Origin of the sequence: Fontibacter flavus, from assembly GCF_042432905.1 — a bacterium.
Taxonomy (GTDB): Bacteria; Bacteroidota; Bacteroidia; order Cytophagales; family Cyclobacteriaceae; genus Fontibacter; species Fontibacter flavus.
The window spans coordinates 13470-35526 of record NZ_JBHLWI010000038.1; the positions used below are offsets into that span (position 1 = coordinate 13470).

18 protein-coding genes are annotated in these 22057 nt (G+C 39.0%); 5 read left to right on the forward strand and 13 right to left on the reverse strand.

Annotated features, from left to right (window positions below):
• Positions 1 to 71: 71 nt before the first annotated feature.
• Both ACFFIP_RS13745 and ACFFIP_RS13750 read right to left on the reverse strand, forming a co-directional pair.
• Positions 72 to 968 (reverse strand): hypothetical protein, encoded by an 897-nt coding sequence (locus ACFFIP_RS13745; protein WP_382388253.1) that lies wholly within the window; start codon positions 966 to 968, stop codon positions 72 to 74.
• Between the two features lie 795 nt (positions 969 to 1763).
• Positions 1764 to 4298: a PAS domain S-box protein gene (locus tag ACFFIP_RS13750; RefSeq protein ID WP_382388255.1), complete on the reverse strand. Its 2535-nt coding sequence runs from the start codon at positions 4296 to 4298 to the stop codon at positions 1764 to 1766.
• A 125-nt stretch (positions 4299 to 4423) separates the two neighbouring features.
• Between ACFFIP_RS13750 and ACFFIP_RS13755 the strand changes: the two genes are divergently transcribed.
• Positions 4424 to 5119, forward strand: coding sequence for a LytR/AlgR family response regulator transcription factor (locus ACFFIP_RS13755; protein WP_382388257.1), 696 nt, complete (start codon positions 4424 to 4426; stop codon positions 5117 to 5119).
• Between the two features lie 84 nt (positions 5120 to 5203).
• Here the strand turns inward: ACFFIP_RS13755 and ACFFIP_RS13760 are convergent, their stop codons facing one another.
• From ACFFIP_RS13760 to trxA, 10 genes are all read right to left on the reverse strand, one after another.
• A complete protein-coding gene (locus tag ACFFIP_RS13760; protein WP_382388258.1) occupies positions 5204 to 5548 on the reverse strand; it encodes a thioredoxin family protein in 345 nt (114 codons plus the stop codon).
• Entirely contained in the window at positions 5539 to 6921 is a 1383-nt protein-coding gene (locus tag ACFFIP_RS13765; protein ID WP_382388259.1) for a hypothetical protein, read from the reverse strand. Before ACFFIP_RS13765 ends, ACFFIP_RS13760 begins: the two co-directional genes overlap by 10 nt.
• The gene (locus tag ACFFIP_RS13770; protein ID WP_382388260.1) at positions 6918 to 7985 is read right to left on the reverse strand and encodes a c-type cytochrome; all 1068 of its coding nucleotides are present in this window, start codon (positions 7983 to 7985) and stop codon (positions 6918 to 6920) included. Before ACFFIP_RS13770 ends, ACFFIP_RS13765 begins: the two co-directional genes overlap by 4 nt.
• A 377-nt stretch (positions 7986 to 8362) precedes the next feature.
• Positions 8363 to 9094 (reverse strand): acyl-[acyl-carrier-protein] thioesterase, encoded by a 732-nt coding sequence (locus ACFFIP_RS13775; protein ID WP_382388262.1) that lies wholly within the window; start codon positions 9092 to 9094, stop codon positions 8363 to 8365.
• Complete coding sequence (locus tag ACFFIP_RS13780; protein WP_382388263.1) at positions 9091 to 10254, reverse strand: MFS transporter; 1164 nt, start codon at positions 10252 to 10254, stop codon at positions 9091 to 9093. Before ACFFIP_RS13780 ends, ACFFIP_RS13775 begins: the two co-directional genes overlap by 4 nt.
• 297 nt (positions 10255 to 10551) lie before the next feature.
• On the reverse strand, positions 10552 to 11016 hold the full coding sequence (locus ACFFIP_RS13785) for a DUF6691 family protein (RefSeq protein ID WP_382388264.1): 465 nt from the start codon (positions 11014 to 11016) through the stop codon (positions 10552 to 10554).
• A 13-nt stretch (positions 11017 to 11029) separates the two neighbouring features.
• Complete coding sequence (locus ACFFIP_RS13790; protein WP_382388265.1) at positions 11030 to 11611, reverse strand: YeeE/YedE family protein; 582 nt, start codon at positions 11609 to 11611, stop codon at positions 11030 to 11032.
• Between the two features lie 91 nt (positions 11612 to 11702).
• The gene (locus tag ACFFIP_RS13795) at positions 11703 to 13070 is read right to left on the reverse strand and encodes a hypothetical protein (RefSeq protein ID WP_382388266.1); all 1368 of its coding nucleotides are present in this window, start codon (positions 13068 to 13070) and stop codon (positions 11703 to 11705) included.
• A 159-nt stretch (positions 13071 to 13229) separates the two neighbouring features.
• Positions 13230 to 14651, reverse strand: a complete 1422-nt coding sequence (locus ACFFIP_RS13800) for an MBL fold metallo-hydrolase (RefSeq protein WP_382388267.1) — start codon at positions 14649 to 14651, stop codon at positions 13230 to 13232.
• Between the two features lie 87 nt (positions 14652 to 14738).
• On the reverse strand, positions 14739 to 15059 hold the full coding sequence (gene trxA / locus ACFFIP_RS13805; protein ID WP_382388268.1) for a thioredoxin: 321 nt from the start codon (positions 15057 to 15059) through the stop codon (positions 14739 to 14741).
• Between the two features lie 152 nt (positions 15060 to 15211).
• On the opposite strand from trxA, the gene ACFFIP_RS13810 reads away from it, so the two are divergent.
• The 4 genes from ACFFIP_RS13810 (at position 15212) to ACFFIP_RS13825 (ending at position 21203) form a co-directional block, all read left to right on the forward strand.
• Positions 15212 to 18193: a glycosyltransferase family 117 protein gene (locus ACFFIP_RS13810; RefSeq protein WP_382388269.1), complete on the forward strand. Its 2982-nt coding sequence runs from the start codon at positions 15212 to 15214 to the stop codon at positions 18191 to 18193.
• A gap of 523 nt (positions 18194 to 18716) precedes the next feature.
• Positions 18717 to 19412, forward strand: coding sequence for a CPBP family intramembrane glutamic endopeptidase (locus ACFFIP_RS13815; RefSeq protein ID WP_382388270.1), 696 nt, complete (start codon positions 18717 to 18719; stop codon positions 19410 to 19412).
• Positions 19409 to 20401, forward strand: coding sequence for an NAD-dependent epimerase/dehydratase family protein (locus ACFFIP_RS13820; RefSeq protein ID WP_382388271.1), 993 nt, complete (start codon positions 19409 to 19411; stop codon positions 20399 to 20401). Before ACFFIP_RS13815 ends, ACFFIP_RS13820 begins: the two co-directional genes overlap by 4 nt.
• Positions 20391 to 21203, forward strand: coding sequence for an SDR family NAD(P)-dependent oxidoreductase (locus ACFFIP_RS13825; protein ID WP_382388272.1), 813 nt, complete (start codon positions 20391 to 20393; stop codon positions 21201 to 21203). The genes ACFFIP_RS13820 and ACFFIP_RS13825 overlap by 11 nt, the downstream gene beginning before the upstream one ends.
• A gap of 65 nt (positions 21204 to 21268) precedes the next feature.
• Here the strand turns inward: ACFFIP_RS13825 and ACFFIP_RS13830 are convergent, their stop codons facing one another.
• A complete protein-coding gene (locus ACFFIP_RS13830; protein WP_382388273.1) occupies positions 21269 to 22045 on the reverse strand; it encodes a class I SAM-dependent methyltransferase in 777 nt (258 codons plus the stop codon).
• Positions 22046 to 22057 lie beyond the last annotated feature (12 nt).

Genomic DNA, 22057 nt, shown 5'->3' on the forward strand with positions numbered 1-22057 from the left:
TCAATATTTAATGTAAAATGCCCCAATGCTAAAATTCCTTAGAGTTGGGGCATTTTAAATTTCAGGACACATCAAAATTCAAAAATTGATTTTTCTTCGATCAATTCCTCATGATTCATGGCGTGAAGAAGCATACCAATTAAAGTTGAGGCGTGATTAAGCTCCTCTATTTTGTAATCACCTTTTTTATCTTTGAATCCTATAACAACTAAAGCAGTTTCTGTTCTACTTTTGACGACAGGGCAGATAATGGCTGTCTTTAGTTTAGCTTGTTGCATGATTTGTTTGAAATCCTTCTTTTTGGGGTTATCAATATGTATGACCTGAAGTTTGAATTTTGCCATTTCTTCGTTTTTATCATCCGTATTATTCCAAACCACCAATTGATTCCAGGCAGACATGTTTATTTGTTGATTATTCAGGGGAAACTCAAATGAGGGAATAAGACTACTACCGGTTCTATGGAATATTTTTATCCCATCAGCTCCAAGAGCATTAATAATAAAAACCATCCCTTTTTCAAGTAATTCCAAATCATCTTGAGATTGTTCGATGAGATTGAGTAGTAAATTGGTAGATTCTAGAAGTATACTTTTGTGTGTGATTTTATTTTCCAATAAAACAGCATGTGAAATGTTTTCAAAATTGATATGATATTTTCCCATTCCCTGACCAGTTTTGGCAGGCAATAAGGTGATGTTGAAAATCATTGGTTCTGATTTCTGACCAGAATACACAAGTTTTATTTTTTCTGGAGAGTTTGAAATAGTACTTTCTATAGACTTCTTAATGAATTGGTGGTAGCTTTTATCCCATAGTTGGAAAAAGTTTAATGATTTTTTATCAAAACCGTTTCTATTGAAAATTTCATTAAAAGCACTGTTTGATTCAATAATTTTACCATCCTTTTGAATGGTCAATTTTGGTTCGGATGCATTTGTGAAAAATGATTCTTTGATTTCAAACAACTCCCTGGATTTATCTCTTAGAAGCTCATACTTGTTTTCATATTCCTTTTGGTTCAATTCTTCAAGGACAATTTTATGTAAAATATAAATTACCTTGTTGTCTTCATCAAGAATAGGTTCATTGATTATTTTGATTTTGGAATTCTGATCCTTTTGAATCAGAAAATCCCACCTCTTATAGTTATTGATCGACTCATCTTCTAAGATGTCCTTTTCAACCCGGGAAATTACCCTTTCTATGGATTTTAAAAGAGCGGTTTTACTGATATAGAGAATTTTTTTCTGCTTGAATAATTGATTGATTGAATATCTCAATTGTTTTTTAGGTTCAATATCGAAGTCCGCTAAACTCTTAAGGTAACTATTGGAAGCAAACACCAGTCTGAATCCTTTTTTCTTGATTTTGAATATAGAATATGTTCCGAAGTTATTTTGGAAAATTATATTTTCCACTCTTCTTGTGAGCATGAATTTTTTGTGGTTTGGAAAGATGAAGTATAGATTTCATCGTAAAAATATGTGGGGGAAATTCAAGCTTAAGTAGATTGTAACAAGAAGTAAATGAACTGGTTATTTGTCTCTTGAGATATAAAAATTTTTTGATATACAGATTTTTAAAGGGTTTTTCTTTAATGTCCAAATTTAAGTTGATGCAATGCTGAATTTTGTTTTTCAGCTTAAATATCAAAGCTCTTATACCATTTCTTGCATTACATGGTAAATTAATATATGTAATTTATGTTAGCAGTGGATTAAATTATTTTAAGCTTTTCTTGGACCTAATTGCCTTAATTTTTATTTGATTAGGTATGGGAATTTTATGTTAAAGACAGACCCTTTTCCCTCCTTACTTTTAAAGGTGAGTTCTCCTCCAAGTTTATTGACAAAGTCTCTTACGATATTTAGGCCTAAACCGGTACCTTTAATGTTTGAGACATTTTGAGCCCTAAAAAAGGAGTCAAAGATATGTTTTTGATCATCAAGAGGAATGCCGATGCCATAGTCAGTTACTTTGATATTATAATGTGCTTTTAAGTGTTGTATTTGCAATTTTGGTTTCTTTTGCCTTTCCGGAGAGTATTTAATGGAATTTTCCAGGATATTTTTGACTATATGGGTTAACCAAGTTGGATCAGTCATGATTTTAATATCCACTTCTGGAATTTGAACATCAATCTCTTTTTCATTGTCTTTAGTGAAATAATCATCTACAAGTCCTAATATAAATTTATTTAGGTATGCCATTTCAAGCTTGGCAGGTATGGGTTCCAGTGCATTTTTTTCCAGCAATAATATATCTGAAATGATACTCGTCAATCTTTTTACCTGAGTATTGATTCTGGTCAAATAGGTGTTTGTCTTTTCCGTAATGCCGGTTTCTCTTAAGCTAGAAAGCGTTAAGCCGATCAATTCAGTACTACTGTTAATAGTGGCAAGAGGAGTTCGGAATTCATGTGAGATCATGGAAATGAACCTTGATTTCAAGCGGTTAAGATCTTTTTCCTTTTCCAAAGCCACTTTTAATTCCGCCAATATCATTTCCCGTTCTGTTACATCCCTGGATGCTGCCACTATACCGAACGGTTTGCCATTTTCATCCAATAAATCCCGACTAAGAATTTCAAGAAATATGTCTTTACCTTCTGTTTTATGTTGATGGTGGATCACTCTTTTTTGTACACCACCTATATTTTCGGTATCAATACTTATTTCTTTGAATATTTCATGAGGTTTTTTACCAATTACTTCCTCTGGTTTATAGCCAAGGACTTTTTCAATAGATGGAGAGACATATCTGAATCTGAGGTCAAAATCATGAATAGCGATAATATCTCCTGAGTTCTCGGAGATCAGACGATACATTGCATCGGACTCTTTTCTACGCCTATTGATGCGAATTGCTTTTATGAAATTTGCATACCCAGAGATTATTGGCTCAAGGAATTTGACGTCCTCCATGGTATAATAAGTTTCCTTATTGGCAAACCCCATTAAACCCAGAAATTCAGTTCCCTTGAATATTGGAATGCCCATGTAGCGATACAAAGGAGGGTGCCCATGAGGGGTTCCGCCACTTCTTGGATCATTTTTGCAATCATTGGAAATTACAATTTCTCCTGTTTTTAAACTTGCCCCGAATAGGGTGTTGAGATTTCTGAATTCAATTCCTACTTTGAAATTTGACTCAAAATATGCCTGAGTTTCATCTGACCAAGCTATATTGGTTATGGTGTGTGATTTAAGATAAGGGCTGCCTTTTTCATCGTAAAGGACTTCTCCGGTAAAACCGAATTTCGATCCGGTAATTTTGAGGAGATTTTCTAAAAGTGTGTTCATTGGTGAGGTGAAATCCTCTTGCTCAAAAAAGCTCAGTTGGGTTTCGTTGACAGCTTGTAATAGTTTGTTCAGCTTGCTGGCCTTATCTTCAGCGGATTTTCTGGAATGTATATTCGACAAAGTGCCAAAAAAACTTTCAGGATTACCTGCTTTGTCAGGGTTGATACTTCCCTGTAATTTGACCCAAATGCTAGTTCCATCTTTTACGGAAAGCATCAGGTCTTTTTCAAATTTTCCTCCAGGATTTTCAAAATCATTTATGGAAATATTCCCCTGGTTTGATAGGTGATCATGATCAAAGTAATTAAATAACTTGGTGCCAAGAGATTCCTGAATACTGTACTTGGAAAGGTTTTCCCATGTTTTATTCAAAAAGGTAAAATTCCCATCTCTATCAGTTCTAAATACAACATCGTTAATATTATTCAAAAGGAAGCTATAATTCTGATGTGTTCTGATAAGTTTTTGTTTTCTTTTATTCGCCAGGAGTTTGGTCCCCAATGTGGATGCAAAAGCATGAAGTGCTGTAGCTTGATCTTCACTGAAAAACACCTCTGATTGACAATTATCAAAGCCGATATATCCCCAAAAAATTCTGCCTGAAAAAATTGGTACAAAAAGGTAAGAGAGTATTCCCTGTTCAGCCATGCTTTCATAAAAAACATGGTTTTTTGTGTTGGACACCAAGTCGTTGATGAAATGGTTTTTACGTAATGCTTCTTCGATTTCAGGAAATATGGACCATGGGAGTGATTGTAGGAATTCGAATTCAATCTGTGGGCTTACATTTTCAGCGCACCATTCAAACTTATATGACATACAAAACTCACCTTCTTCGTTGAAGTGGTTTTTGAAAATGTAAATTCTATCTACTTTTGAAGCCTCACCTAGATACTTAAGTATTTTGGGGATTGATTTACTTAATTTTTCTCCCGCTTCTAACTCAAAGTAAGACCGTCCCAAGGCATACAGAATTTTTTCACTTCTATTCATAGTATGTTATATTAGGTTGTAAAATAAGGTCTTTCGTTTCTAACAAGAGTTGACTTCATTTACAAAATACTACATATTATTTTGAAATCGAATCCATGAATGGGATTCAAAAGTATATTTCGCCCATGAAAAATATTCTGATAGTTGAAGATGAGATTGAACTGGCTCAAAATATCCAGGATTTATTGGAACATCTTGGTTTTAGGGTGATTGGCATCTTTGATAATGCTAAAGAAGTACTGGGTTATTTGAAAACTCAAAAGCCAGACCTCATTTTAATGGATATCCAGATAAAAGGGGATATGGATGGGATAGAACTTTGCCAGCAAGTTAAATTGAAGTATGATGTACCCGTAGTTTATCTTACTGCATTCTCAGATATTTCTTATCTTGACCGCATAGCAGCCAATAAATACGAAGGATATTTATTGAAACCCTTTACTGTGGACGAGTTAAGATCAGCCGTGCATTTGGCGTTGAGTGGAAAAAGCAAACTCAAATCAAAATCTGAAAAAAGTATCATTTCAATAAAAGATAAGGGCTTCACTGTTCCTTTATCCATCAATGATATTTTGTTTTTTCAGGCAGATGGCTTGTACACCAAGATTCAGACAAAGACTAAGTCCTATGTGGTCAGAGATATTCTCAAGGATCTGATAGAGCCTCTGCCTGCTGCAAAATTTGTCAGGGTCCATAAGTCCTATGTGGTCAACTACTCCGAAATAGGCTCTTTCAATTCAAAGGAATTACATATACAGGACTATGTTATCCCAATTCGTAGAGGAATGTATAAGGATATCAAAAAGTTGCTGGGAGGCTAATTTCAATCTATTGGACATTAAACCCGGGATAAAACAGGAAGAATATTCAGTGAAATAATTAGTAATGAAACTTTCTTCATACTGTTATTCACCCTCTTCAAACATCAACCCGTAAAGCCTCTCAATTTTTGATTGAAGTTCTCCTATGGTGACAAGTCCATTTGCCCTGAAAAACTCGCGTCCATCGAAATACACCATGATGCCTGGCACTGCCAACATCCGGAGTTGGGCAGCAAGTGCTATATTTTGCTCAGCTTCCAATACCAGCATTTCCATCTTTGGAAAAGAAGTTTCAATTAAGGCTTTCACCTTAGGGTACAGCATCTTGCAGACCCCGCACTTATCTTGGTAGAAATAGACCATCAAGGCTGGTTTTTCTTGAAGGATTTCTTCAAATTCCCTCAATGTGATCTGTTTATTTAATTCCATTGGATAGTATAGTTGAGGATAAAGTTGACATGAATCATATTGACTTTATTGTAAATCCATTGCGGCCTCATTTCTCCTGATTTGAGGTTGGTTTTGCTCATGAGGATCAGGTGAAAATCCAGGCCTTTGCCCCAGTTTTGAGGCGTATATTTACCAGCAAGATTCATTTGGGCATACGAAGGGAAACCGTATTTGTTTACTTCAATATTGCTGCCCGGATCAGGTAATAAGTGTATGCCTGCATAACCATAGAACTGAAGTCCACTTTCTTTCCAGTCTCTTTGGTAATAGGTGGAAAATGCATCTACAAAGTTGTATCCCTCGTTCCTTTCTCTTGGAATGAAGGTGAAAAAGGGATCCCTTCCCCATTCTCTTGGATTCAGGAATCTCCCCCTTCCATCCATTCTTGTGTAATTAAAGTAGAGAAGAGACCTTTCATTTTTGATGCCAATTCTCCCTCCGACCACATAGTTCAGGTCATTTGGATTTTTAAATCTCTTTTCCGGATCAGGATTTCCGCCCTCACCGATGCCGTTTTGGACAATAAACTGTAATCCCGTAACAAGCTTATTATTGCTGTCTTTTAATTCCCAATCTTTATTTAATTGTGAGAGAATGGTATTGGAAATATTATCGACGTACGTGTTGTTAAGCTGTAACTGTAGGCCGGAATTAAAGCGGTGCCTCCAATCCAATACGCCAAAGAAGTCACTAGATGTGTTGCCTAAATATTTGGAAGGTTGCCCAAATTCACTTTGCCCTACCGGGTAAATTCCAATGCTTTCTCCAATATCAAACCATTCCGAAGTAGAGCGGGGACTAATCCGTCCTATGATGTCCGCGGAAAACTGATTTTTGGAATCAGGTTGGAACTGTAATCTCAATCCTTCTACATAAGTAGGGGACAGTCTGCCATCCTGTGGGTTGATAAAGGGGGTATTGATGTCCATTTTGCCAAGAACAGCCTGGAATTTATTCGACCTATAGCGGATTTGTAATTCTTCAATTTTACCGAATAGGTCATCTGAAGGATTGCGGACATCAAAAAGCCCTACTTCATACCTGTTAAAGTTACCGGTAATGGGATCTCTTTCCAGTAGATTTGAGCTCATTACTCTGCCGAAGACAGTGTATTTTCCAACGATGGAGAATCCTTTGAATTCTTTGGTTTGCAGTTGTAAATAGGCACTTTGGCCTAATGCGTAATCATTTTTGAAGTCTTCCCAGTAATTAGTTGACATCCAAAAAGACCTCAGGCCAATTTTCCCTTTGATGGGAGAATCGGCCTGGGTGTTTTCGGGTTCAGTTTTGTCTTGTGAGTTACTGGTATTGAAGATTACTAAAAATGCTCCGATAATGGTCAGTAATCTCATTTTGTTGTGTTATTTCTGGCTTCCCTGATAGGCTTGAAAGGACCAAATTTGTGCTGCTCCTCTGTAAACTCATCAGAGAAAGGACCAAATGGGTGGTCGATTGGTTTTTTACTGATATCCGGCCAGTCTTTGGTAATATCTTTTTTAGGTCTTGGTATGGAGTTGATGTATGCAGCTACATCCCATGCTTCTTCATCACTTAGCAGTGGTCTCTCAAATGTTGCCCCCAATGGCATGTTGGTTTTGACGTATCCTGCAAATCTTGACATTCTAAACAGACCGGCTCCATCATTGTAGCTGTGATCTCCCCAAAGTGGAGGGTAGATATAACCGGTGTTATCTTGCTTTTTCATGCCCTGTCCATCTTCCATATGGCAGCTTTGACATTGTTGGGCATAGACAGTTTTTCCTTTGATTGGATCAGCTGCTCTGTCCAGGAAAGGCACTTCATAGATACCGGCTCCTTTTGGCGTTTCTCCTTTTGGAACATCTTTTCCAAGCCATTCCATGTAGGCTACCATAGCGATCATTTCTTTGCTGTTATTGGCAAGCGCCTGACCGTTCAAACTTCTTTCAAAGCAGTCATTGATTCTTTTGGGAATGTCCTCAGATTGTCCTGATCTGGCCCGCACTTTTGGATAAGTGGAAGCTACTGCGCCGTAGTTATTGCCCAAAGGTGCTGTTCCGGCGTTCAAGTGACAGTTCTGACAATTCATGCCGTTGGAAATTTTCTTTACTTTTCCATTTGGTCCCAAATATTCCGAAGTATTGGCGATCAATTCCCTGCCATATTTGATATCTTCTGCATTAGGTTCCTGATCGACCGTATTCCATGCAGGTGCTACCCACATACCTTCTTTTGGAACTACCCCTCTATAAACCTCAGCTACAACAGTACTGACTGCGGGGACTGAAGAGGCGGATTGATCTACCCCGGGGAGTGATCCACCACTGAACACCACAATGACTATACCGATCAAAAGGGCTGTCAATAAGGTGATTGAAAGTAATAGGCCGACCATCAAAGTCAGCAGTTTCACAAATGGTTGAAATATATCTTTCATATGGATATTGTAGGACAAAACAAATATCTATAAAACCACATATGCGAAGATGTGATTTAAATCACATTCGGTATGAAAATCTATTTCTTATAGATTTGTGTTCTATAATTTTATCAAATTGACAATTTAAACCAAACTTTCAACTTTATTTAACTCTTATTTTGTGGAGATCAGGGGAGGAATGATGGCGAACCGGGCCGACTGTGGCTTTGTGGGTTGATAGGATTTTGCCATCTTGATTTTTGGCTACTTATTCATCAATGCCTGCCCCGAAAATCGGTGGGAAAAGTAGCTTTTTGAATTAAATTAATTTAAAGCCAAGCATTTAAAACTAGACTGAATGATTGTTAACTGCTTAGAAAAAAAAGGTTGTATGCTTAATCTTTATTTAAAAGCTTAACAGAAAATACCTGTCTGCCCTTACAAATTCCTACAATATAAGTATTTTCATTTGAGCGATTAAACATCAATTCTATTTCCTCTCCCAAAGTCGCCTCCGAAACATAATTGATCAATAGGTCTGAAAAAGGAAGTTCCTTTTCAAAACAAAAATCTTCTACCCAACGAATATAGCTGACATTATTTACATGGTTATTCATGTCCAAATCGGAATAACGGACCCTTATAAAAGTGCCAGTTTCGTTCAATTCCCCAACAACAATTTTTTCAGGATTCAATGTCTCATCAGGGTTGGGATTAAATAATTCAGAGGGTAATGCCTGAGCAGGACGAAGTGGCCTCTTGCTTTTAATATCCAACAAAAGCCATGCAGACATTGCTTCTGCCAGGATATTGCCATGAACATCTTCTACCAGGAATTCCCTCAAGGCAAAGAGTTTATGAATCCCTCTTCCGGCAGTTTTGATGATGATTTTATCTCCCCAAGAAGGCATTTGGTGAACTTTGATCTCGAATCTAGACAATACCCACATCAGCCCCAGTTCGAAAAGTTTTTGACCGAAATCCCTGCTGTCCGCGTGCTTCCAGGCCACTTCCTGCATCATGTCAGCCAAGGCTGACCAGCGTAGTTTTCCGGATGGATCTATTTGGAAAGAAAAAACTTCTATGGTTTTTTCAAATTGAAATGGCAGTCTGTCTGTTTTGGTCATGGTTTGATTTTCATGTCAGCTGTTTGAAAGACATCCGTTCTGAAGGATGTCAAGGCAGCGATACCTAATCCAGAAATGGCGATCAGTGTGAAAGATACTTTCAAATTTAAGATTTCTGCGATATATCCAATCAATGGAGGGCCAATAAGAAAACCAAAAAAGGATATTGTGGAAACCATGGCCAAGGAAACTCCCGGAGAATAAAGTTTGGATCGACCAGCTACACTGTAAGAAATCGGAATGATGGAAGCTACACCCAGCCCGACCAATAAAAACCCAAAAGTTGCTGAAGTAGGAGTGGGGAAAGATACTGCCAGGATCAAGCCTAAAAAAATTAGAATGCCACTGATCCTGAGGATAACGATTCTTCCAAAGCGGTTATTCAATCTATCAGATATAAATCTTGCCGAAGCCATTGCGCCCATAAACGTCACATAACCTAATGCAACCAATTCGGGACTGATTTCCACTACTTTTTTGAAATATACCCCGCTCCAGTCAAACATACAGCCCTCACACAACATGCCCAGAAAGGCAATCAAACCTATCCTTAACAATAAGTCATCAGGTTTTCTGAGGACGAGCCCATTTCCACCCTCCGTGCGTTCCTCATTGACCAGAAATCTCTGGGAAAGCAAGATTACCATCAAAACAATGATGGCAATAAACAAATAATGAAATTTAGGCAAAATGTCCAGATAAATCATGGCTGCACCAATTCCTGCACCTGTAAATCCTGCCAAACTCCATAATCCATGAAAAGAGGCCAATATACTTCTTCCGTAACTATCCTCCAGTGCAAGTGCTTGGGTGTTGAGAGAAATATTCATCAAATTTCCAATCATGCCATAGGTCACAATTACCGGAATAAGCATCCATAAAGAATTGCTAAATCCGATCAGGGGCAGAAATATCATATATCCCAAACCACCTAAGATGATCACTTTCCTGCTTCCAAATTTATGCACTGCCCAGCCTGCAAGGGGAAGCGCCGTCAGTGAACCAATTGGCAGACCCAATAAAAGTGTGCCCAATTGAGCTTCAGAAAGAGAAAATTTCATCTGAATGTCCGGAATCCTGGAAGCCCATGAGGCAAAACATAGACCAGCAAGGAAAAACAAACTTCCCAAGGCTAACCTTCTCTTTTGCAGTAAATTCATAAAAATGAAGCGGTTTTAGGTTTGATGCTACAAATCTAACAGCTTAATACCTAACTTTTGGATCTAATCGGGTTGATTTTAGATTTTCTTAAAAAAATGCTCATAAATAGATACGACATGAACATATTTCAACCATTCATGTTTGTATTAAAAAAGATAGACTATGGAATTTGTCATTGCCGGGTCTGTGGTTCTTGTTGCCATATTATTGATCCGAACTGTCATCAGAAAAGTATTCGGAAACTAAAAAGCCACTTCTTTCGAGGTGGCTTTTTAAGATCATGGTTTTAATATTGATTAATTCGGAAGTTTGTCTGAAAACTTACCATAAACCCATGTGCCTGCTACTGCAGAAATAAAGGTTACGATAATTACAGTGAAACCACTACCGATCTGAGCGAATAGTGGTCCCGGGCATGCACCTGTCAAAGCCCAGCCCAAACCAAAGATAAACCCACCGATGATCTGTCCTTTACGGAATTCCTTCTTAGGAATATTGATGGTTTCTCCAGCAATTGATTTGATATTGAATCTCTTGATGATCTGAATGGATACCATTCCGACCAATACAGCTGAACCGATCACACCATACATGAAGAAGGATTGTAACCTGAACATTTCCTGGATTCTAAACCAAGAGATAATTTCCGCTTTTACGAATACGATACCAAATAGGATACCCACAATAAGGTACTTCAATAATCCTTCTTTTTTTGCCTGAGCACTACCTGTGCTTGCTATATTTTTTTCTGCTACTTTCATTTCACTGAATTGTTTAGAATCCTACAAGAGACATTAAAGGGCCTAGGAATACATGTGTCATCAAGAAGCCACCGACCATAAAGAAAATGGTGGCAACTACTGATGGCCACTGAAGGGAACTGATACCCATAATGGCGTGACCGGAAGTACATCCACCTGCATATCTGGTACCGAAACCTACCAAGAAGCCACCGATCACAAAGAACAATAGGCCTTTAGCGGTGAACAGATTCTCCCATGAGAAAATCTCTGCTGGTAATAATTTGGAATAATCTGTGATTCCCAAAGCAGCCAAATCCTGTTGTGTAGCTTCAGCAACAACAATGGTATCAGGATTTGCCAAGAATGTAGTAGCGATAAAACCGCCAATCAGAATCCCTAATACGAATATCATGTTCCAAATTTCTTTTTTCCAATCATACTTAAAGAAAGGAATGTTAGCTGGAACACACATGGCACAGGTGTGTCTCAGTGAAGATGAAATACCAAAGGTTTTGTTGCCAATAATCAGAAGAACTGGCACTGTCAAACCGATAAGCGGTCCGGCTACCCACCATGGCCATGGCTGGGTGATCCAATCGATAAATTGTTCCATTTGTTTTTGTTTGTTTTATTTTTTGTTTTTTTTCAATTGATGTTGAGTTCTTTACCTTTTTTCTTATGCTTTAATTGCACAAATCCTCATATCAAAACCTATAATCCATTACTAAGTTTATATTCCACATTTCCACCCTGTTGATCCTCAACCGGTCTGTCAACATTGAACGGTCCTGAGGAGCTTTATTCACAACCAAGAATTGTAAATTGACTCCGTCAAAATAATCCTTGAATTTATAATTCAACATTCCAGTGAAGTGGTAATAAGAAGGAATGCCATATTTATTGGTCCTAAATGAATCCATATTGGTATGGTTGACTTTGCCGGCACCTAATTGAGCAAACAAACCTTTAACCGGAGTAATCAGGTCATACTTCAGCACTATAGCGTTCATGTCTCCACTTCCCTCATATCTTTCTCGCGCAAGACTGGCATAGAGAATTTCCCTTCCCCATTCCCTGGGAAATAGAAACCTTCCTTTGTCATTAATTCCCAGGAAATTGATCGACACATTGTGCCTTCCTGAGAATACACCAAGTTTTGCTCCAATTCCGGAAGTCTTTTCTCCCGGAACTATAAATGCTCTTTGGGTGTCAGGATTTCCCCCATCGTTTACAGCGAACTGATGAAAGCCCTGAATGCCTGTATGTATTCTAGTCTGACCAACATTCAGTATGTAATCTGACTGCAGAAAGCTCATATTAAACACATTTTCTGTATAATAATTCCATCCTTGCAAAGTCAAACCACTTTTGTGATACTGAACTCCGGTCATCGCGATTCCTTTTGATTCAATCCTTCCTTTGTAGTCTGAGGGTTCACCATATAGATTTCTTCCGAAAGGATATACTCCAAAGGAATCTTCTACAGAATACCAATCTACTGTGCCTCGGATCATTACAGAATTGATCCACATAGCAGAGATTTTTGTGTTCAGGCCTGAGTAGACAGCCGATAAACCGCTGAATACGTTTGGTCTCATTCTATTGTCCTGCTCGTTTAGCAAAGGACTGTTTACTTTTTGTCTGCCTAATGTCAATTTGAACCTGTTTTTCCTATAAGAAACATAGAGCTCTTCCAGACGGTCTAGCCTGTTGGTATTGCTCAGGTCATTCATGTCATAAAGCAACAGTTCGTATCTGTTTCCTGCTCCGGTAATCGGATCTGCAACTCTCACATTGTGCTCAAACACCTGAAAACTGAAGAATCCGTTAAATCTGGCTTGGAAACCCTTCCACTCGGGAGTGGTATATCCTATGCCCGCTCCTGATGCCAGTGTTGCGTAGTTTAACAAATCCCCTTTATTGATGGTAGACATAAAGAAGGATTTGATATGGAAGTCCACCTCTCCGCTTTTAAGCGTTTTGGCCAAACTTACCGTGTCTACTTGGACTGAATCAAGACTATCTGCTTCTTCAACTTGCCCCAATGACGGAAAAGCGAAGCCTGAAAACATGATTAATATCAGCAAACGCAGCATATTCAAAATTGGTGATTCTTTTTGGCGAAATAAGTGATATTTATCACCTAAGCTTTGGTTTAATTAAAAATGGCAAGACTTTAAGTCTTGCCATTTGAGTTTTTGGGTAATTTAACGACTTTTTCTAAGTCTGGATTATAGCAAGGTAGTTGGGCACACGTAGTCACTCACCTTGAACAATCCCGAATCTTTGATAGCGTCAAAGCCACCTTTGATGTCGATCAGGTTTTCGAATCCTCTAGCTCTTAAGATTGAGTTGAAAACCATGGATCTATAACCACCGGCACAGTGAACATAATAGGTTTTGTCTTTATCAATCTTTGCCATGCTGTCATTGATGTAATCCAAAGGAGCATTCTCAGCGTCAATAACATGCTCGCTCAAGTGCTCTGAATTTTTTCTGACGTCAAGGATGTTGACTTGACCTTCTTTTTCGATGATGTTGGCCAACTCTTCGGTAGTGATAGAGGTAATGGTGTCTACTTCTCTTCCGTCTGCTTTCCAAGCTTCAAATCCGCCTTTCAAGTAACCGATTGAATAGTCATATCCAACCCTTGCCAATCTGGTGATGACTTCCTCTTCTCTGCCTTCTTCAGCTACAATTAGGATTTCTTGCTTCAGATCAGGAATCAAAGCACCTACCCAAACTGCAAAACTTCCGTCGATACCGATGTTAATAGAGTTAGGGATGAATCCCTTAGCAAATACTTGAGCATCTCTAGTGTCCAAAACCACTGCGCCTGTTTCATTGGCGGCTGCTTCAAATGCAGCTGGACTCAATGGATTGAAACCTCTGTTCAACACCTCATCGATAGAATCATATCCTTGGATGTTCATCATCACGTTCTGAGGGAAGTATGCTGGAGGAGGGGTCAAACCTGTAGTGACTTCTTTGATGAATTCTTCTTTGGTCATCTCTTGAAGCGCATAGTTGGTCTTCTTCTGATTTCCCAAAGTATCGGTAGTTTCTTTGCTCATGTTTTTACCGCAAGCACTACCTGCGCCATGTGCAGGATAGACAATGATGTCATCTGCCAAAGGCATGATTTTGTTTCTCAATGATTCGTATAGGTGACCTGCAAGTTTTTCTTGTGTCAGATCAGCTACTACTTTCTGTGCAAGGTCAGGACGGCCTACATCTCCGATAAATAAAGTGTCACCAGTAAATAAAGCTTCTTCTTTTCCTTCTTCGTTGATCAAAAGGAAACAGCTACTTTCCATAGTATGACCTGGAGTATGAATCACTTTGATTTTAACATTTCCAAGTTCGAAAATTTGGTTGTCTTCAGCGATAACTGCATCAAATCCCATTTTCATCCCAGTAGGACCGAATACAATTGGAGCACCTGTTTTAGCGGATAAATCTTTGTGGCCGGATACGAAGTCAGCATGGAAGTGTGTTTCAAATACATATTTGATTTTTGCACCATTGTTTTCAGCCTTTTCAATGTATGGCTGAACTTCTCTCAAAGGGTCAATGATGGCTGCTTCTCCATTGGACTCGATGTAATATGCTCCTTGAGCCAAACATCCGGTGTAGATTTGTTCGATAATCATATTCTTTATTTTGTTTTTTCGGTTAATGATGATGTAAAATTATATTGGTTGTATGGACTGTAAAATGACTTTTGTCACATTTACAATTTATACATTTTCGGTGATGTTGTCAGTGATTACTTTTACCAATTGATGTGCAGGTACGACTCCGGATTGCCTCCAGACGATCTGTCCATTTTGGAAAAGGATAAGTGTAGGGACGCCACGTACTTGGAATTTACTTGCCGCCATTGGGTTTTTATCTACATCCACTTTGATGATTTTGATTTTATCACCCAGTTGACGTGAGGTATCCTCTAAGATAGGCTGCATCATTTGGCAAGGGCCGCACCAAGTGGCAAAAAAATCTACCAATACAGGCGTTTCACCTGCTATCAATTCGCTAAATGTTTTAGGTTGTGCACTCATGGTCTTATTGTTTAATTTTTTTGATGATACAAAGCTAGGGTCAAAATTGACCTATTACAGTAATTTTTATCACAAATCCTTAAATGCTGTTAAAATCTGATCTCATTAAGATTAATTGATTATTTTCGCCCTTCACAACTATTTAAATAACAATGCTAGATTATAAAAAGGTCAATAACCTAACAGGATGGTTGGTTTTTATTGTTTCTACGTTAGTCTATGTCCTTACGGTCGAAGAAACAGCCAGTTTTTGGGATCCGGGAGAATTTATTGCGGTTTCCTATAAACTGCAGGTGCCACATCCGCCTGGGGCGCCGTTTTTCTTGTTGATTTATAGAATGTTCGGCTTTTTTGCTTTCGGAGATGGACTTGCTGTTGCCTATTGGATGAATGTGGGCAGTGCCTTGTTTTCTGGCTTTACCATACTTTTCCTCTTTTGGTCAATTACACTTTTTGGAAGAAAGTTATTCCAGATTAAAAAAGGTAATGAGAGTAAAGGTCAGACCATTAGCCTGATTGGAGCAGGGATTGTAGGTGCCATGGCTTATGCTTTCACAGATAGTTTTTGGTTTTCCGCAGTTGAGGCTGAAGTTTATGCCATGTCCTCCTTCTTTACTGCTATTGTAATCTGGGCCTTTCTGAAGTGGGATGTCATAGAGGATCCTAAAGAAGAAAATAAATGGATGATTTTTATAGCTTACCTGGTTGGGCTTTCTATTGGTGTCCACTTGCTCAACTTGGTGACATTGCCGGCATTGGCCTTGATATACTATTTCAAAAAGTACCCCAACCCAAACCTAAAAGGTGCCTTTATCGCCTTATTATTGGGAGGAGTAGCGTTGATTGTCATCAATAACCTCATTATTCCCGGATTACCAAGCTTGGCAGGATCTATAGAAATCTTTTTTGTCAATAGCATAGGGCTGCCTTTTGGTTCCGGTATTGTGGTGTTCTCCGCTGTATTCCTGGGTTCTTTGATATATGGTATTCTGTATTCGATCAAAAAACAAAAGGTCATTTTGAACACCGTTCTTCTGTCCTTGACTTTTATATTAATAGGCTATGGTTCTTATGCTTTGATTGTCATCAGGGCAAATCAGGATCCCGTGATCAATGAAAATGCTCCAAAGGACATCATCAGTTATGTTTCCTATTTGAAGCGGGAGCAGTATGGTTATAGGCCTTTACTGCATGGACAGTATTTTGATGCAGAACTTACTGATCAAAAAGAAGGTGCGCCGATTTATCTAAAAGGAAAGGATAAATATGAGGTGGTGGATTACGCTACGGTCAATGTTTACGACCCTTCCAGGACCACCATTTTGCCTAGAATTTATTCCACTCAAGAAAGGCACAAACAAATTTACCGTTCCAAGTTAGGACTTCGGGAAGGTCAAAAGCCAACTTTTGGGGATAACCTCTATTTTATGTTTTCCCATCAATTAGGGCATATGTACTGGAGGTATTTTATGTGGAATTTTTCAGGTAGGGAAAGCGACCTGTCAGATGCCCCTTGGTTGGGTATCGCGGACTTTTTCTCAGATAAATTTCCGGATTATATCAAGCAGAATAAGGCCCACAATAACTACCTGATGTTACCTTTGATTCTGGGCTTAATTGGATTGTTTTTTCAGGCCAAGCATGATCCAAAATCATTTTACATTAACACCATGCTATTCCTGATGATGGGTGTAGTGCTGGTTTTGTACCTGAATTCTCCACCTGTAGAACCAAGAGAGAGGGATTACATCTATGTAGGTTCATTCTATGCATTCGCGATATGGATTGGAATAGGAGTAATGGCATTGGCACATTGGATTGCAAAACTAAATAAAAACCTAGCTGTGGCAGGGATTATAGCAACCTTGATTACCTTTCCTGTACCTGTTTTGCTTGCTTCCCAAAACTGGGATGACCACAACAGACAAGGCAGGTATTTCTCTGTAGATTCTGCCAGAAACTTCCTTGCTTCATGTGCTCCAAATGCGATATTATTTACAGGAGGGGACAATGATACCTTCCCGCTATGGTATGTGCAGGAAGTGGAAGGTTTCAGAACTGACGTCAGGGTAGTGGTATTGAGTTATTTCGATACAGATTGGTATGTTGAGCAAATGACCAGACCTGTCAATGAATCAGCGGCATTACCGTTTTCCCTTGAAAATAAAAATTACCGAAAGGGAACAAATGATGTCCTTTACGTCATGGACAGGCAAAATCTTGAAGCTATTTCAGTAACGGAATACCTGAAGTTATTGAAAAATGAAAGTGATTTACTCAAGTTAAGTTCCGGAGGAAAGACAACTTTCAATATGGTGCCTTCCCGCAACTTGATTTTGGATGTGGATATCGAAAAGGTCTATAATCAAGGCTTGATTCCTGAGGGAATGGAAGGCTTGATGACGGATCAAATAAACCTCAGGGTGAAAGGCAATTACCTGACTAAAGGAAATCTGATGCTGATTGACCTGATCGCTACCAATAACTGGGAGAGACCAATCTATTTCAACAACACTTCTTTGGCGACCATCAGTTTGGATATTGAAGACTATGTGGTGATGGAAGGACTAACGTATAGATTGCTTCCTGTTCGCAAACCTCAAGGGATGAGATCGGAATTGGTCAATACTGACCTGGCATTCAAAAATGTGATGGAGAACTTTGCTTTTCGAGGCATGGATAACCCTGATAATTATTTCGATGATGAATTCAGGAGGTTTACTTCTAATCACAGATCTGCCATCAATGCCATCGCGATTGGGTTGCTGGATGAAGACGATTTGGAAAGAGCTGCAGAAGTCCTGAAATATAGCCTGGAAGCCATGCCTGACAAAGCAGTCCCTTATGACTTGGCAAGCGGTCAAATGGTGCCATTGCTTTTCGAAGTAGGAGAAGATGATCTGGCCTTGGATATTGTGGAAAAAATCGCTCATAAGTCAACTCAGATGTTGGATTTCTATGATAAGGAAGGCAGGGAATTTGACAGAGAAGCTATGATTTCCATAGAAATGCTCAAATACTTTATTCCACTTTTGGAGGAAAGAGGATATACTGAACTTGCTTCACAAATGAAAAAAGACCTGGAAAAAATTCTAGGGCCGGTGTCCTCTGGAAGTATGTTGGATAGAATGTGAGAGAAGAGAGATATGAGAAGCGAGAGGCTAGAAACTAGAGTCTAGAAGCAAGAAACAAGAAGCGAGAGACAAGAAACGAGAGGCTAGAAACTTGAAACTAGATTTTTTGAATCTACCTGCCTAAGGTAGGTGCGAGAAAAGAGGAATGCCGGAAGTAGCATTCCGGGAATGGACCACTGGGGTTGTTGAAACCTTGGTGGTCTTTTTTTTTTTAGAAGCAAGAGACAAGAAGCAAGAAAGAAATGTTTGGAAGCAGAAGGGTATGAGAGGAGTGCAACTAGGATATAAGCAAAAGGTCTGGCCAAAAGAGTAACCTTGTTATTTCCCGGATTTAAAGGTGATTATGAATAGTCAGCAGTTGCATGGGCGCTGTCTACAAGCATGTCTTTTCCATAGTATATACAGCAATGAATGTCAAAAAATATTGCTAAATAATGATGTTAGTCATATTTTGTTTTAATTGATTTTGCTAAATTTATATTCTGAAAATATTAATGTTATCGGTATATATTTGTTATTTTTTATGGTTAAAACAAATTTTATAGGTAAATTTTCTTGGTTTTTTGATGGTGTCATCGATATGTGGCCTGCCGTGGTTATGGTTTGTGGTGCATTCGCACTTCGCAATTGGCTCAAAAAGCATAAGATGGATTCCTGGCTTCTGGAACATTACCAACGTATAGCAGGTGTTTTGGTGTTTGTTGTATTTTTTTTATGGCTTAAATTTCAAAGAGCCAATGAAATTACCGCCCTGATCAAATCGCAGTTTCCGCTGAGCCTTCGTGATGTTGGATCAATACTTGTAGGTAGTGTTGTTTTGGGTTTCGTCATTTATAAGCTGGCAGCGAAGGCATCTGGCAATCGGCCTCAAGTAGAGTATTCCAAACTGACAAGCTCCCGCCTTTTTTCTTTTGGGGTGGTTTGGGTCATCTACCTTTTGTTCTACGAATTTTATTTCAGGGGAGTACTGTTATTTATGACTTTTAAGGATGCCCCATTGGTTGGTGTAATTGCATTTAATATAATCCTATATGCTGGAGTACATATTGTCAAAAACTTCCAGCAGGTTTTACTGTCGATTCCTTTCGGATTGTTGTTGGTTGGGATGACCTATTATACCGGCCAAATCTGGTTTGCATTGGTCATTCATTTGGTGCTTGCACTTGGCTTTGAAGTTACTGCTTTGTTATCACAACGAATAACACCTGTTAAAGTATGAAAGTATTCGTCACCGGAGGAACTGGCTACATTGGTAGCCGACTCATCCAACGGCTATTGGAAAAAGTAGATGTTGTCAGGGCGCTTTATCGCAATGAACATCCTGCTATTGATCATCCCTCCTTAGAATGGGTTAAGGGAGAGTTGGATGAGGAGGAAAAAATTGTCCGCTTGTTAGAAGGTTGCCATCAAGTGTACCATATGGCAGGTTTGGCGCGAATGTGGCACCCCCAAAAAAACGCCTTCTTTGACACCAATGTAGCATCAACAGATCGGATTTTAAAAGCTGCAGAGCGTGTTGGTATTAGCCGAATTGTTTTTACTTCCACTGCATCTGTAATCAGTTATTCCATCAAAACACCTATTCAAGAAGAAGATCCATTAATAGAGCCATTTGATGATGAATATTCTGCATCCAAATTTGTTGCGGAGCAGATGGTTCTGAAAGCGTCAAAACCTGGATTTGAAACGGTGGTTGTTAATCCTCCAAGGGTATATGGTCCTAGCATGATAGGTAATAATCCTGTAAATAATCTTGTCAAAGGTTTTTTGAAAAGGCGTTTTTATTTTGTGCCTGGTGATGGTTCATATGAAGCTAACTATGCCTTTATTGATGATGTGGTGAATGGGCATATCTTGGCAATGGAAAAAGGGAGACCTGGTCAGCGCTATATCTTAGGAGGAGAAAATCATAGTTATAATAGTTTCTATCAGGTTCTTGAAAAAGAATTGCATCTCAAGAGAAATGCTGTAGGAATGCCTAGGGGACTTATGAGTACCGTTGCTGCAGTCTCTGAAACGATGAGTGAATTATTTGGTAAGGCGCCATTTATAACTGGGCCTATGGTCAATAAACTGTATTCTAATCGCCTACTTTCAGTAAATAAAGCTGCGAATGAGTTAGGGTATATAGTGACTCCTTTGGCGGAAGGCCTTCGTAAAACCATTCAGTTCATCAATCACTCTAATGGACCTGGCCATGGAAAATAAAACTTATGCCCTAATCACCGGTGCCTGTGGAGGGCTGGGTATATCATTTGCGCTGGAATGTGCCGAAAGGGGGTACCATCTTATTCTGGTAGATCTTCCCTCTTCCCATCCTGAAAAGTTGGAGAAATTTCTAAGTGAAAATTATCCGGTCCAGGTCAAGTCATTTGTTGCTGACCTCACCCAACACGAAGACATTGAATTGCTGGTGAAAAATGTAAAAGAGAAAGGCTTGGAAGTTAGCTTACTTGTCAATAATGCTGGAATTGGCCAAAATGAATTCTTTGAGGATACGGATAGCAGCTATATGAGAAAGATGATCGAGGTCAATTGCATGTCGTACATATCACTGACTAGTGCTCTTCTCCCTGAACTGAAGAAGCAAAAGAAGTCACATATTATCAATGTCAGTAGTCTTGGTGGATTTTATACATTGCCCAGGAAGACCTGCTATGCTGCAACAAAAGGATTTGTTAGGCAATTTTCTATGGCTTTGAACATGGAAGTCAACAAATATGGTGTTTATGTCAGCGTGCTTTGTCCAGGTCCTATGACCACTAACATCAACAATTATATACTTCATCGCCAATTGAACTGGTTTTCGCAGAAGATGATGGTACATCCCAGGAAGGTAGCCCAATTAACAATAGATAAAGCTCTCAAAGGACAGGAGATTATCATCCCAGGGAGATTGAACCGTGTCCTGCATAGTGTTTCTTCTACCATACCTTCAGGAATCAGTAAAAAGTTGATCATGAACTCCATGAAGCAACTGGAAAAGAAAGAACAAAAAAACTCTGTTTGACAATGAAGGGAAATAAGGGATTTAAAGTCTTTAATCGTTGCCAGAAAGGTTGTTGACCAAGTTTTTCAATTTTTCCCCAATACGAAAAACAGATCCAAACCTTTCTCCACAGCATCTTCCAAGATATAGTCTTCATGGGTAATGTCTGTGACTACTGCGCCTTCTTGCTTATGTAGTTTGTTGCGGTTCATCCTGTTAAGGATTTCATAGGGCCATCTCAGGACAAATGCAGGTAGTCTGTATTGAAGGTTCAGGATGTCAAAGCGCATGATTTTTTGGACAGACTTCCTATTGGCTTCATGATAGGCCCAAACTTTTTCATTACCTCCTATACCCAAAGGCTGCACAGAATCAAAAATACTTTTGCATAAAGCTGTCAATTGGGTGCCGGTATATTCCCTGATATGCCACGGGTTTCGGGATAGGGTGTGCCTGATGTTTGGAGTGGAGATGATGGCCCTTCCTCCCGGTTTCAAAACCCGATAGATTTCTTCCAAAAAGAGCCGGTCATTTCTGATGTGCTCAATGACCTGAAAGCTCACTACGGTATCAAAACTATCGTCTTTTAGATCCTTGAAAGGAGGGATGACTGCCTGCTGAAATGAAGCATCCGGATATTTCGATTTCAGGTTGTCAATCACTTCTTGGATTTTGTCTATACCCATGTAGGATTCTACATTTTCCATCAAGACTTCCACACCTCTTCCCTCGCCACAGCCTACTTCCAAAAGTTTTCCTTTGACAAATGGTTTGGCCGCAATATAGGCTTTAAGGAGTCGTTGATGTATGGGGTTGTCGCTGACCAACTTATCTGAAGCAATTTCCGTTGTATAGGTAGCCATCTAAAATTTCAT

Coding starts and splice junctions, on each gene's coding strand:
- ACFFIP_RS13755 (WP_382388257.1), top strand. CDS start 4,424: ATGAAAAATATTCTGATAGTTGAAGATGAGATTGAACTGGCTCAAAAT.
- ACFFIP_RS13810 (WP_382388269.1), top strand. CDS start 15,212: ATGCTAGATTATAAAAAGGTCAATAACCTAACAGGATGGTTGGTTTTT.
- ACFFIP_RS13785 (WP_382388264.1), bottom strand. CDS start 11,016: ATGAAAGTAGCAGAAAAAAATATAGCAAGCACAGGTAGTGCTCAGGCA.
- ACFFIP_RS13775 (WP_382388262.1), bottom strand. CDS start 9,094: ATGACCAAAACAGACAGACTGCCATTTCAATTTGAAAAAACCATAGAA.
- ACFFIP_RS13815 (WP_382388270.1), top strand. CDS start 18,717: ATGGTTAAAACAAATTTTATAGGTAAATTTTCTTGGTTTTTTGATGGT.
- ACFFIP_RS13765 (WP_382388259.1), bottom strand. CDS start 6,921: ATGAGATTACTGACCATTATCGGAGCATTTTTAGTAATCTTCAATACC.
- ACFFIP_RS13780 (WP_382388263.1), bottom strand. CDS start 10,254: ATGAATTTACTGCAAAAGAGAAGGTTAGCCTTGGGAAGTTTGTTTTTC.
- ACFFIP_RS13795 (WP_382388266.1), bottom strand. CDS start 13,070: ATGTTTTCAGGCTTCGCTTTTCCGTCATTGGGGCAAGTTGAAGAAGCA.
- ACFFIP_RS13825 (WP_382388272.1), top strand. CDS start 20,391: ATGGAAAATAAAACTTATGCCCTAATCACCGGTGCCTGTGGAGGGCTG.
- ACFFIP_RS13800 (WP_382388267.1), bottom strand. CDS start 14,651: ATGATTATCGAACAAATCTACACCGGATGTTTGGCTCAAGGAGCATAT.
- ACFFIP_RS13770 (WP_382388260.1), bottom strand. CDS start 7,985: ATGAAAGATATATTTCAACCATTTGTGAAACTGCTGACTTTGATGGTC.
- ACFFIP_RS13830 (WP_382388273.1), bottom strand. CDS start 22,045: ATGGCTACCTATACAACGGAAATTGCTTCAGATAAGTTGGTCAGCGAC.
- trxA (WP_382388268.1), bottom strand. CDS start 15,059: ATGAGTGCACAACCTAAAACATTTAGCGAATTGATAGCAGGTGAAACG.
- ACFFIP_RS13760 (WP_382388258.1), bottom strand. CDS start 5,548: ATGGAATTAAATAAACAGATCACATTGAGGGAATTTGAAGAAATCCTT.
- ACFFIP_RS13790 (WP_382388265.1), bottom strand. CDS start 11,611: ATGGAACAATTTATCGATTGGATCACCCAGCCATGGCCATGGTGGGTA.
- ACFFIP_RS13750 (WP_382388255.1), bottom strand. CDS start 4,298: ATGAATAGAAGTGAAAAAATTCTGTATGCCTTGGGACGGTCTTACTTT.
- ACFFIP_RS13820 (WP_382388271.1), top strand. CDS start 19,409: ATGAAAGTATTCGTCACCGGAGGAACTGGCTACATTGGTAGCCGACTC.